Origin of the sequence: Arthrobacter sp. NQ7 (genome assembly GCF_029581595.2) — a bacterium.
In the GTDB taxonomy this organism is placed as follows: domain Bacteria; phylum Actinomycetota; class Actinomycetes; order Actinomycetales; family Micrococcaceae; genus Arthrobacter; species Arthrobacter phenanthrenivorans_B.
Genome location: NZ_JARFXU020000002.1, coordinates 242,003 through 254,656, shown reverse-complemented (window position 1 = coordinate 254,656; position 12,654 = coordinate 242,003). Strand labels below are relative to the sequence as shown.

The following is a 12,654-nucleotide window of genomic DNA, read 5'->3' as shown; positions in this document are numbered from 1 at the left end:
TTTGCAACGCCAGGCTGATTGGCTTAAGCCATATTCGGGCGGGCTACGTGTGGCCGGCCGTCCTAGGAAGCGCGGCGTGCACGGGCAGCACGGCGCTTGAGGGCCCGGCGCTCGTCCTCACTCATACCACCCCAGACACCGGCGTCCTGGCCGGACTCAAGGGCCCACTGCAGGCAAGTGTCTACGACCGGGCAGCGGCGGCAGACGCTCTTGGCTTCCTCGATTTGCAGGAGGGCCGGTCCTGTATTTCCGACGGGGAAGAACAGTTCCGGGTCCTTGTCGAGGCACGCTGCGCGGTTACGCCAATCCATGCTGATCAGTTGCTCCATTTCTGGGAAGAGCCTTTGTGAAATTATTCACTAGTGGCTACAAAGGAAAAGGGCCCTTGGGGCCCCCTTGGTCATCTGCATTCAAGCCTGTCATGTTAACGCTGTGTAAACAAGGGGTAAGAACGCACGATATCCCTCGAAACCCTGAGCGATACATCACAGTGGCGGCTCCGGCCCTCACCAGTGTCCGACTATGTCCGGTAGGGTGCGAGTGTGTCAAGACCCCCCGCAGAACCAGCAGGCAGCGCATCTTCTCCCGACGGCCACGACGGGATGACCCCTCCGGGCGGTCACCTGCCGGGCACTGTCCCCGGCGCGGCAAAAGTGGTGGCCATCGTTGCAGCTGCCGAGGCCACCGCCCTCCTCGCCGCTGCCGGCTGGTACGCCTACGAGTTGCTCTCTGGAAGCCCTGTCCTGTCATTCTGGGGAGCTGTTTTCACCCTCGGCCTCCTGCTGGCCTTTTCAGCGTGGCTGTTCGCTGTGGCTGTCTTTCTTTACCGCGGGTACCGCTGGACCCGGGCCGCTGCGCTGGTAGCGCAATTGTTCGTCCTGACCATTGGAGTGCCGGCGCTGACCAGCGGGCTGGTCCTGCCCGGGCTGGCAATGCTGGTTCCGGCGATCGTCGCCATTGTCCTCCTGTTTTCCACCCCAGTGATCACCCATGCCTCCCGGACAGGTAGCGCACCTCCCGCCCTCTGAGGTGGCCGCGGTCGACGGTCGATGTCTTTTCCGGCGTGGACCACTGGTTAGGGGTCCGTGCCCCACGGCCGGGACCTGTCTTCTCAAAACGTGTGTGCCCTTATCCGGGCCCGGCGGCCTTCTCTCCCGGGCCTCCCCACGCCACCTGCAGGGCGAGGGACATGCCCGCGGAAATGAGGACACCACGTCCGGGCGGGGAGTGCGGCTCCACTTCGAAGCGGACCCCGTAGAAGTCGCCGTCGGCAAAGGAGCGGGGGCCCAGCAGCAGTCCCACCCCTGAGGCCCTCGCACCCATCATGAGTGGAACGCGCTGGATAAGGACAGGGCTGTAGGCGGCGGCAACCACGAGCGAATGGCCCAAGGCGTTTAACTGCTCCAGCGCCCTCCACTCCAGCGGGCCAAGGAGGTCGACGTCATCGACGAGCAGAACGGTCTCCCGTGGCAGTACGCCTCCCTCGGACTGCAGGAGCACGTCCGCCCAGCAGTCTTGCGTGGACGTAGGAGATCCGGATGGCAGGCACCACGGTTGATCAGGGTTAAGCGCCACCAAGGACTTCAGGGTATTGCTCCTGCCGCTTCCGGGGTTGCCAAGAACAGCCACGACGCCGGCATGCGGAAGCCGGACGGAGACCGCGCCCACCTCGTCCCCGGCCACTCCGAGGAGTACCTCCTGATGCCTGCCACCCCTCTGGATCTGCCCCGCACTGCTGCTCCCACCCCGACGAAGTGGATTCCCGCCCACTGGCTGCAATGCCGGCTTGCCCGGCTTCGACGACGAAGGGCGTGCCACCGTCAGTTCCGCCAAAGCTGCCACCTGGCCTGTTGTGATGACGGCGGGGAGGGGATCCACGCGAAATGGCGGTGACAAGGCCTTCGGGTGTTTGGACGCGTTCACGTCACCGCCCTCCCGACCTGGATGTCGGTAAAGCTGACAGACAGCAGGGCCATCTCCAGCGATGGGACCGAAGGCCACTGCCCTGCCTTCGACTGCCGCAATGGCAGGCATCCTGGGCCACAGTGCCCGGCTTTCCTCCGTGGATCCAGCCGGGAAGTAAAAGCGGTTCGGAACGACAGCGAAGAATCTGGCGGTAACCAACTCCCGCTCTCCCGACAGCAGAACTGTAATTCCCGCCATGGCACCGTCGCGGACGAGGTCATGGACCAGATCCTCTGCCCACGCCAACGGCCCCGACCGGAAAGCGGAAACCCAGGACCCCCACCCTGAAATGGCGACAGTGAGAGGTATGTGCTCAGCCGCTGGTTGGGCCAGGCGCCGGCCCAGTTCCCCGACAAGCCGCTCAAGCACGCGTACCCCTCGCCGAAGATCGTGTACTCCTGCATGCGCACCTGTCCGGCTTTCGCCGGCGAGCCCCAGGAAGCTTCCCGCCCCGTCGAGGAAGTAAAAATGTGTTTCACTGGGGCTGTCCATCAAACGGTCAATCATCACTTCCAAGGACCCTGCGGCCCCGGAAGCGGGGCCGCCGATAAAGGCCGCATGGCTATGGACCTCAGGACGCCACACCAAGTACTCCACCTTTTGTTTGCCAGGTAGATCCATCAAGCCAAGCCTTACCTGGCCACTTGAGCGCTCGGGCGCTTGGCACCAGGATTCAAAAAATGCAGAACCGGCTGAACAGTCCGGAGCACTTTCCTCCAGGTCCATCGGCAGGGGAGGAACGACAGGTTTCCTCGGATCCGGCACGCCCCCGGCAGCGCAGAGGCTGCTCACCATTGCCACCAGTGGTTCCACGGCCTGTGCTGGAGCCAGTGGACTGGGCGCCTCCGGTACCGGGTGGGCCGGAGGCCGGGCGAGGCAATCGGTTGTCAGGTGGACGGCGATGCCCGGCATCCGGAATTCCCCTCCGCCGGAAGCGGAGGACGCCGCCTGGAACTCCTCCGCCGGCTCCGTCCCCCGCGCCAGGAAGGCACGGCCCGGGGTGTTAACACTGATGGCCGCCGCCGCTTTGGAATTGATGATGTCGACCGATTCCATGTCGGACTGCACCCGGAGGGCGATGCTGGAGGTGACATTTGCACGGATGTCCGCGGTCAAGGCTCCTTGGGGCCTCTGGGTTGCCATGACCAGATGGATGCCCAATGACCGCCCAATGGATGCCAGGCGCATCAGTTCACGGAGGGTCTCCGGTGCTTCATCAACGAGCATCCTGAACTCATCAATGACAATGATCAAGTGCGGGAGGACAAGTTCATGGGCCCACGGTGTGTTCCGGTACATGGAGATGTCGGGGACGTCCGCCGCAGCAAGGCGTCTTTCCCGCAGTTGGACCTCGGCGCGAAGTGATGTCAGCGTCCGCTCCAGTTCCGGAACGGAAAGATCCGTCTGCAGCCCGACGCAGTGGACAAGCCTGCTGAGCGGGCCGAGACCGGAACCGCCCTTGAAGTCGATGAAGAAGAAGTTGACCCGTTCGGGCGGGTAGCTCAGTGCCAGTGCAAGCGTGAGGCTCCGGAGGAGCTCGGACTTTCCCGCGCCGGTGGTGCCCGCCACCAGTAGGTGTGGCCCATCCGACCGGAGATCCAGCATTCTGATTCCCGCCGCGCTGACGCCCACAGGGACCGCCAGGCTGTCGTCCAGTCCACTGGAGTTCCACCGTTCGATCGTGGCGGCGGCCGTCAAGGGGAGGACGTCGTGCAGGCTGCACGCCGTGGGCACACCGTTCGGCTGTTCCTCTTTCCGCCGAGCGCTGCCAGCCAGGGACCGGCAGAAATTTGTGAACACGTCCTCCGGCGCAAGGTCCGCCACAAAGAGGGTTTGGTCGCCATCCATACGGAGGACTGAATTCCGCCCCGACAACAGGACATCGGCCTCGGGGCACACTCCGTCCGACGGCTGGAAGTGAAGTACTGCCCACCCCTGTTGAAGGGCGGCTTCACACACGGAGTTCCCGGACACCGTGGGGCCTTCTCCCAACAGCAGAAGGACTCCGCGCTCGCAGCCTTGGGGAAGTTTGCCCTTAACTGTGTCCACGCCAGCCAGGGTTCCCGATATCAGAGTCACCCGGGGAAGAAACCGGGCAGCGAGTGGCAGGTCGTCCGGGCGTCCATGGATCAGGACATGCGTCCTGCACCCGGAGGGGTACCCTGCCAGTTGCATCAGCAGCGACCTGATGGCGCCGTCGACTGCACGGCGCGGGCCAGCCACAGTGGTCAGCGGACGGGCGGGGTCGAGGAGGACTGGCACCATGCCGGCCGAGGGAACGGGTTTGACATCGCCTGCGCCTTCAATTCGCACGTTCGCCGCCTGTTCTGCCAGCCCCAGCCGCAACCAGACGCCGTCATTGGACTCAGAACTGGGCGCCTCCGCAGCTTGCCCGGCCGCAAGAGCTACCAGCGGTAGGGACGGCGCGGACCGCCGTCGTCGTTCCCTGTCCTGCCGGACCGCTTCCTGTACCGCCAGCGACAATTGCCGCCGCTGGCGGCGTCCGTTGGCTGCCGGTATCAGGACGGAAAATACCGAGGCAGCAGAGAACGCCAGGAACATCCACATCCCTGTAAATACGGCCAGGAGGATTCCGATCGCCAGGGGGAGCATCGCGGTCAGAAGCAGGCCCAGGCGGTTGCCCGGGTCGGTGCGGCCTGGCACCACGATAGGTTCCGCAACCGACCTGCCAGCGTCTTCAAGAACTCTTCCCGGCAGATCAGCGAACACCAGTGACAAGCAGGACTGCCCGCACCTGATGCGGGAATCGGTGGTGATGACTGCGTTGCGGATCCTTTCACCGTCAACAAATGTGCCGTTGGCGCTGTCCAGGTCCACCAGGATGATGTTCGTCTCCGTGACGACGACGCGTGCATGTTCACGCGAGAGTTCAGGGTCCGGAATGACGACCCGCGTACCGCTGCGGCCGATGCTGTAGCTGCCACGGCGGAGCGGTACGACGGTTCCCGCTGCTGCTCCGCTGTCCACAGTGAGGGCCAATTGGGCTGGAACGTCGTCAGCCCGGCGCCGCGTCCGTGTGCTGGCGGGCGCCGACCCGCAGTCGACGAGCACTGCCGCCTCGACAAGGGGATGAGTGCCGACGACGAGGGAACGAAGGTCCTCACCACCAACATTGACGGTGCCCGCGCTGAACTTGCACACCAATTGTTCGTGAATGGCGTGGCCGGGCGTGCCGCCGGGAGCATCGATGGACAATTCCAGGGATTGCTGCAGGCGGGATCCCGGGCCGGCGACCAAGGTGCAATTAAGCGTCATGTGTTGGCGTCCTTCGTACGTTTCCCCACACGCTAGTCAGGGGGTAAAACACGTCCCAGGTGAACCACGCCCTATGTGGATAAAACGCTAGGGTCGTGTGCAGCATCACAGGGGAGGCCTGATTCGACGGGCCGTACAGTCCCTCGGGTAGGCTAGAGCAGCAGACAATGCGCACCATTGCGCTGCCCGCATTCGAACCAGGAGATTTTGTGACCGCTGACCTTGTCATCGTAGGGTCCGGCTTTTTTGGCCTGACAATCGCAGAACAGGCCGCCACTGAGCTCGGCCTGAAGGTCGTTGTCCTCGACCGGCGCCATCACATCGGCGGAAACGCGTACAGCGAAAAGGAAGAGCAGACCGGAATTGAGGTGCACCGCTACGGAGCGCACCTCTTCCACACCTCCAACGAGCGCGTGTGGGAGTACGTCAACCGCTTCACCACGTTCACCGACTACGTCCACAAGGTTTACGGCGTACACAAGGGCGAGGTCTACTCCCTGCCCATCAACCTGGCCACGATTAACCAGTTCTTCCGCGCCAACATGACCCCGGGCCAGGCCCGCGAGCTTATCCAGGAACAGGCCGGGGAACTGGCAGGCACCGATCCGCAAAACCTGAATGACAAGGGCATCCAGCTGATCGGCCGCCCGCTGTACGAGGCTTTCATCAAGCACTACACGGGCAAGCAGTGGCAGACCGATCCCAAGGACTTGCCGGCAGGCATCATTTCCCGGTTGCCCGTTCGTTACAACTACGACAACCGCTACTTCAACGACAAGTATGAGGGTCTGCCGACCAACGGCTACACCGCCTGGATCGAAAAGATGGCGGAACACCCCAACATCGAGGTCCGGCTCAACACCGACTTCTTCGATGAGTCGCACGAATACAGCAAGAACAAGGTCGTAGGCAACATCCCGGTCGTCTACACGGGCCCGGTCGACCGGTACTTCGACTACGCCGAGGGCGACCTCTCCTGGCGCACCATCGACTTCGAGGAAGAAGTCCTGGATATGGGCGACTTCCAGGGCACGTCCGTTGTGAACTACAACGATGAGGACGTCCCTTACACGCGGATTATCGAACCGCGCCATTTCCACCCCGAGCGTGACTACCAGACCGAGAAGACGATCATCATGCGCGAATTTTCGCGTTTTGCTGAAAAGGGCGACGAGCCCTACTACCCGGTCAATACCTCCGCAGACAGGGAGCGGCTGCTCAAGTACCGCGACCTGGCCGCCGCGGAAAAGGATGTCCTCTTTGGTGGCCGCCTCGGCACCTACAAATACCTGGACATGCACATGGCTATTGGTTCCGCACTCAGCATGTTCGACAACAAGATCCGGCCGCACTTCGAAAGCGGCGTGCAGCTTGAAAGCGGGGGAGTCGACGCATGAGCGTCCCTACCGACAACAAGACCAAGAACACCTCGAGGGCGAAGACAGCCGAAGCCCGTCAGGCGTGGCAGACGCTTCAGCGCGTGATCCTGCCCAGTGCCAGCCAAATGGACACCGTGCCCCTCTATATGGACATGGGCACCGCGACCGGGATCCAGCTGCCCACTGCCGGTGACCGCGACGGGAAGACCGCGAAGCCCCGGACCATCAGCAGCCCCACCAAAGAAGCGCACGTTGAAGACTTCCTTTCGCGGCATTCAACGTCTGTCCGTTCCGGCGAGCGGGTGTCTTTCGGTACGTACTTCAACGCTTTCCCTGCCAGCTACTGGCGCCGGTGGACGACTGTGGACACTATCCGGCTCCAGGTCCGGACCCAGGGCACCGGCTCGGTCATCGTCTACAAATCAAATGCCCGGGGGTCCTTGCAACGGGTGGACACACGGCGGGTCGAAGGCAACTCCGAGAGCGTGTTTGAACTTTCGCTGGCGCCCTTCGGCGACGGCGGATGGTACTGGTTCGACCTCCTGGCCGGCACTGAGCCCTTGATCATGCTCGACGCCGAATGGCAGGGCCCCACGGTCGAAAAGACGCCGGGTTCCGTTACACTCCAGATCACCACCCTGAACAAGACAGACTTCTGCTTGAACAACCTGCGGCTCCTCGCCGACAGCGAGGATGCCCTTGCCCACGTGCAGGAGATCCTGATTGTCGACCAGGGTACCCAAAAGCTTTCCGACGCTGAAGGTTACGACGACGTCAAGCGATCCCTGAAGGGCAAACTCCGGATCATCAACCAGTCCAACCTGGGTGGATCCGGCGGCTTCGCTCGGGGCATGTTCGAAGCTGTTGAAAACGGCAGCGATTACGCCCTGTTGATGGATGACGACGTTGTCGTTGAACCGGAGAGCATTATCCGCCTGCTGACGTTCGCGGATCGCTGCAAGACCCCGACGCTCGTCGGCGGGCACATGTTCGATCTCTACAACCGGACCGTCCTCCATACTTTCGGAGAGGTGGTCAACCCTTATAGGTTCCAGCCGTCCCTCCCGAGCGAGGACATGATCCTCGGCCACGACTTCCTCTCATCCAACCTTCGCCAGACCCCGTGGCTGCACCGGCGGTGCGACGTCGACTACAACGGCTGGTGGATGTGCCTTATCCCGACCGAGGTCATCCGCGAGATTGGTCTCTCCCTCCCGTTGTTCATCAAATGGGACGACTCCGAGTACGGGTTGCGGGCGAAGGCGGCCGGTTACCCAACGGTCTCGCTGCCTGGTTCTGCCGTATGGCACGTTTCCTGGATCGATAAGGACGACCTCGTCGGGTGGCAGGCCTACTTCCACGCCCGCAACAGGGTGGTGGCGGCACTCCTGCACAGCCCCTACGAGTTCGGCGGCCGGGTCATCAAGGAGTCGCAGTACGCTGACGTAAAGCATCTCGTGTCGATGCAGTACGCCACCGCTCAGGGCAGGCAATGGGCGCTGGAGGATGTGTTGAAGGGGCCGGAGGCCCTGCCCGGACTCCTGTCAGAGAAGCTGCCCCAGATCCGTGAGATGATGTCCGCGCACTCGGATGCGGTCTTCCGTCCTGACCCGGAGGACTTCCCTGCACCCAAGATGGACAAGCCGCCCCGGCGTGGGCATGGACCGTCGCAGCCAGGGAAGTTGACGCTGTTGCCGTGGGCGGCCAAGACCGTTGTCCGGCAGTTGGCCAGCCCTGTCAAGGGAACCAGCGCGGAGCGGCCGCAAACCACCATTGCCCACCAGGACAACCGCTGGTGGCGGATGGCGCAGTATGACAGCGCCGTGGTATCCAATGCCGAAGGCACCGGGGCGTCCTGGTACCGCCGCAATCCCAAGCAGTTGAGGAAGATGCTGGCCGAAAGCGCCCGGCTTCACTCCGCCCTGCTCAAGGAATGGCCGGCCCTCAGCAAGAAGTACAAGGCCGCAGTCTCGGACCTCACCTCTATGGAATCCTGGAGGAAGACCTTCGAGCAGCATACCCAGAACGAAATAAAGTGAGCGCACTTGTATCCGGGGAGTTAACCACTCCCGGACTCGGAGGTGGCCTCCGGGATATCAGGCAGTCAGGCTTCCTGTTGAAGCTGCTGGTCCGCAAAGAGCTGAAGGTACGCTACCGGGGCTCCGTGCTGGGTCTGCTCTGGTCGTATGTGAAGCCGGGCGTGCAGTTCATCGTGTTCTACGTTGCCCTCGGAGTCTTCCTCGGCCTCGAACGAAGCGCGCGGAATCCCGAGGGTCTGGCCAATTACGCCGTCTACCTGTTCTCCGGCATTGTCCTGATCAACTTCTTCTCCGAAGCGCTGGGAAATGCAGCGAGGTCAATAGTCAACAACGGAAACCTCATCAAGAAGATCTATCTTCCACGCGAGCTTTTCCCTGTGGCTTCTGTGTGGGTGTCGGCAGTGCACTTCTTTCCGCAGCTGGTGGTGCTCGTGATCGGGTGCCTTTTCGCCGGCTGGCACCCCAATGTGTTCCAGCTGCTCGCAGCCGTTGCCGGTTTTGTCATCGTTGCCCTGCTTGCTACAGGGCTGGGACTTCTGTTCGGCGCGGCAAACGTCTACTTCCGCGACTCAGAAAACCTTGTGGATATGCTCCTGATGGTAGCCACCTGGGCTTCGCCCGTGATGTATGCCTGGTCTATGGTGCAGGAGAAGCTGGGAGCGGGGTGGTTTGCCGTCTATCAGGCAAATCCGATAACCATCGGTGTGGAATTGTTCCACTACGCGTTCTGGTTCCCGACGACTGACGGATCAGTCGCCATGCCCCCGAATCTGTTCACTCTTTGGTTGCCAATTGGACTGGGAGTCGCCTTGGCGGTCCTCGTCCTGGGCCAGTTCACCTTTCGGCGCCTTGAGGGCCGTTTTGCGCAGGAGCTTTAAGTGGTCAACGCAATTGAAGTTTCCGACATCAGCAAACAGTTTGTCCTCCGCCACACGCGCTCCATCAAGGAAGCCGTTGTTTGGCTCGTGAAGGGACGCAAGGGTGACCTCTCTGAAAAGTTTCACGCGCTCAAGAATGTGTCCGTTGACATCGAGGCAGGGGAAACCGTTGCCCTCCTGGGCCTGAACGGTTCAGGAAAGTCCACCCTGCTCAAGCACATTTCCGGAGTCATGCTCCCGGACACCGGATCGGTGAAGACAAGGGGCCGGGTCGCGGGACTCATCGAAGTAGGAGCAGGTTTCCACCCGGACCTGTCCGGGCGCGACAACGTGTTCCTCAACGGCGCCATCCTGGGTATGACCGAACAGCAGATCAAGGACCGGTTCGACGACATTGTCGAGTTCTCCGAGATCGGCCAGTTCATTGATACTGAGGTCAAGTTTTACTCGTCAGGAATGTACCTGCGGCTGGCCTTTTCCGTTGCTGTGCACACAGACCCTGAAGTCTTCCTGATCGATGAAATCCTCGCGGTAGGCGATGAGCCTTTCCAGCGGAAATGTATCGACAAGATCCAGGAACTGGCGCGGGACGGCAAGACCCTGGTTGTGGTGAGTCATGACCTGGACCTTGTCTCCAGGATCTGCAGGCGGGGTGTTCTCCTTAAGCATGGGGAGCTGATCTTCGACGGACCGATCCACGAGGCTGTTGGCCTTTTGCGGAATTGAATCATTAGCTCTTTTTCACGGGTTCTGGTTTGCGCCTCCCGTTGTGATTTCAGCCGGATGCTGCGGAGAACCCAGAAATTTTCCGCGCTCCGATAAACGTACGGAGGATTCTTGTCTTGGTTTGACGCGGTACCACAGTTCGTCCTCGCGGTGGCACTGCTGATGATCCCAGGCCTGGTCGTTGTCCTTGCGGCCCGGCTGAGTGCATTCCGGGCTCTAGCAGCAGCCCCGGGCATCAGCGTGTCCATCGTCGCCGTGGCAGCCATGCTGGCGCCCCTCGTTGGAGCCAGTTGGTCCCTGCTGCCTGTGGTAGTGGTAACCGTGGGAGTCTCCGCGATAGCGTTTGCAGTGTCTTTCCTGATCAGGAAGAGGCCAAGCGTGGTTACGGAAACATTGGACGACCGGCCGCGCTACTGGTTGCCCGTGTCGTTGGCCTCGATCGCCGCGGCTTCTGTCCTGATCGGCCGCCGATTGCTGAACGCCATCGGTTCCCCAGAGTCGTTCTCCCAGACTTTCGACAATGTGTTCCATCTGAACGCAGTACGCTACATTCTCGACACCGGTTCCGGTTCATCCCTCACCCTGAATACCATGACCGGGGCTGGTTCGTATCCCGCGGCCTGGCACGACCTTGTCTCGTTGCTCGTCAGCGTAGGTGGCGGCGAAATAACTACGGCCGTAAACGTCGTCAATATTGCCGTGGCCGCCTTCGTTTGGCCGCTCGGATGCGTGTATCTGGCTCAAGCTGTGTGGGGCCGTCGTCCCGCCGTCACTCTGGCTGCAGGCATCTTGTCGGCGGCCTTCGGGGCCTTTCCGATTTCCCTGCTGGACTTCGGGGTTCTTTATCCAAACTTTTTGGCACTGGCCTTGCTGCCCCTGGCGTTGGCCTTGGGGCTCGACGCTATTGGCCTGACCACTGAGGCCCAGGGTTCAAAGATCATGAGCCTGCTTCTGTTGCTGGCCGTCCTTCCGGGCATGGCCCTTGCGCACCCCGGCGCCGCCATGGCATGGCTGGCTCTGATGTTGCCTCCGGCCCTCTATGTTTACGTGCGGGTTTTCGCGGACATGCTCACGTTCAGGAGGGGCAGGAAACGTGTCACAGTCTCGCTCGTCCTGGGACTCATCTTCGTTGCCGCCGTCCTGCTGATCCGCCGTCTATGGGACATCGTACGTCCTCCGGCGGAGGCTGCTTTCTGGCCGCCAGTGGAGACAACGGGCCAGGCCATCGGAGAACTCATTGCCAGTTCAGCCATCGGGCGCCCCGTCGCGTGGGCAGTCATGGCACTGACGCTCCTTGGCATCTATCTCATCCTTCGCTCCGGCCGGCAACTCTGGCTGCTGGGAATCTACGCGGTCGCTGCAGTTCTCTTCGTCGTCGTCAGTTCCTTTCCGGCGGACGACTTCCGGCTAACTCTCACGGGCATCTGGTACAACGACCCGCCCCGCTTGGCGGCTCTTCTGCCAATCGTGACGATTCCAATCGCATGCAGGGGCGCCGTCGGGGTTTGGAAATGCCTGACGATAGCCTTGGCAGCCGGGGTCCGGTTCCTGGACAGCAGGCGGGGTTCACGCCCCTCAGAAGGGGTCGCCGGAGGCCGCAGGCTTGACCCCGCTGTTCTTGTTGCGGCAGGTGTGGTTATGGTTTTCGTTCTGACTGGAGCCACGCAACGCGGAAATGTGGCACAGGCGCAAGCGTCCATGGCCGGGTCTTACCGTCTGGCCGAGGATTCGCCGCTGATATCCAGTGATGAAATGGCACTCATCAAGCGGCTGCCCGCCGAAGTGCCCAAAGACGCTCTTATGGTGGGCAATCCCTGGAATGGCAGTTCCCTCGCTTACGCCTTCGCCGACCGCAAACTCGTCCAGTTGCATATCCTCAGCGCTGTTCCCCAAGGGGCAGCGCGCCTACTCAGCGGTCCTGCCCCCACGAAGGACGATCCGGCCGTATGCCCGGCCGTGGAGAGCCTTAAAATCGAGTACATCCTCGACTTCGGGCACCGTGAGGTACATGGCAGGGACAGCGGCTACAAAGGACTGGACGCCCTGATAGCCGCAGGGATGACAACTCTCGAAGACTCTCAGGGTGACGCGAAACTCTACAAACTGAATCTGTGCCCTTCCTCATAGGATGTTCTCTACCTTCGAATCGGTCGGGCTGGACTTCCGTGAACGCAGGGGACTTCGGCTCCCACCCAATGTCCCTGGCACCTCGGAAGCTCCGGAGGGGAACAGAGCCTCAGGGCAGCCGGCCATGAGGCTCCGGATTAGTCGGGGAACAAAAGTCCGAACGTTTATGATGACTATGGTGCAATGATGGAAAGATGAGCGGTACGCGGCCGTGAAAAGCGCGCAATTCTTCATTTCCACGTCGCTTTCGGCCTGAGTGCTCGA

The 12,654-nt window shown here is 61.8% G+C and carries 8 protein-coding genes; 6 read left to right on the top strand and 2 right to left on the bottom strand.

The window, feature by feature from the left end; translation table 11 throughout:
• Positions 1-62 precede the first annotated feature (62 nt).
• Positions 63-311, bottom strand: coding sequence for a WhiB family transcriptional regulator (locus PUN71_RS03995; protein WP_003804966.1), 249 nt, complete (start codon positions 309-311; stop codon positions 63-65).
• 231 nt (positions 312-542) lie between these two features.
• On the opposite strand from PUN71_RS03995, the gene PUN71_RS03990 reads away from it, so the two are divergent.
• A complete protein-coding gene (locus PUN71_RS03990; protein ID WP_043450707.1) occupies positions 543-1,028 on the top strand; it encodes a hypothetical protein in 486 nt (161 codons plus the stop codon).
• Between the two features lie 100 nt (positions 1,029-1,128).
• Here PUN71_RS03990 and PUN71_RS03985 read toward each other — a convergent pair whose 3' ends face one another.
• Complete coding sequence (locus PUN71_RS03985; protein WP_277797422.1) at positions 1,129-5,241, bottom strand: type VII secretion EssC family protein; 4,113 nt, start codon at positions 5,239-5,241, stop codon at positions 1,129-1,131.
• Between the two features lie 209 nt (positions 5,242-5,450).
• Between PUN71_RS03985 and glf the strand changes: the two genes are divergently transcribed.
• From glf to PUN71_RS03960, 5 genes are all read left to right on the top strand, one after another.
• A complete protein-coding gene (gene glf, locus PUN71_RS03980; protein ID WP_043450708.1) occupies positions 5,451-6,638 on the top strand; it encodes a UDP-galactopyranose mutase in 1,188 nt (395 codons plus the stop codon).
• Positions 6,635-8,659 (top strand): glycosyltransferase, encoded by a 2,025-nt coding sequence (locus tag PUN71_RS03975; protein ID WP_277797421.1) that lies wholly within the window; start codon positions 6,635-6,637, stop codon positions 8,657-8,659. The genes glf and PUN71_RS03975 overlap by 4 nt, the downstream gene beginning before the upstream one ends.
• Positions 8,656-9,537, top strand: coding sequence for an ABC transporter permease (locus tag PUN71_RS03970; protein ID WP_043450710.1), 882 nt, complete (start codon positions 8,656-8,658; stop codon positions 9,535-9,537). Before PUN71_RS03975 ends, PUN71_RS03970 begins: the two co-directional genes overlap by 4 nt.
• Positions 9,538-10,263 (top strand): ABC transporter ATP-binding protein, encoded by a 726-nt coding sequence (locus PUN71_RS03965; protein WP_043450711.1) that lies wholly within the window; start codon positions 9,538-9,540, stop codon positions 10,261-10,263.
• A gap of 111 nt (positions 10,264-10,374) precedes the next feature.
• Positions 10,375-12,390 carry a DUF6541 family protein gene (locus PUN71_RS03960; RefSeq protein ID WP_043450712.1) on the top strand — a complete coding sequence of 672 codons (2,016 nt, stop codon included), beginning with the start codon at positions 10,375-10,377 and terminating at the stop codon, positions 12,388-12,390.
• The last annotated feature ends 264 nt before the right edge of the window (positions 12,391-12,654 follow it).

Excerpts from the sequence above, each read along its gene's own strand:
- PUN71_RS03975 (WP_277797421.1), top strand. The coding sequence starts at position 6,635 with ATGAGCGTCCCTACCGACAACAAGACCAAGAACACCTCGAGGGCGAAG.
- PUN71_RS03995 (WP_003804966.1), bottom strand. The coding sequence starts at position 311 with ATGGATTGGCGTAACCGCGCAGCGTGCCTCGACAAGGACCCGGAACTG.
- PUN71_RS03985 (WP_277797422.1), bottom strand. The coding sequence starts at position 5,241 with ATGACGCTTAATTGCACCTTGGTCGCCGGCCCGGGATCCCGCCTGCAG.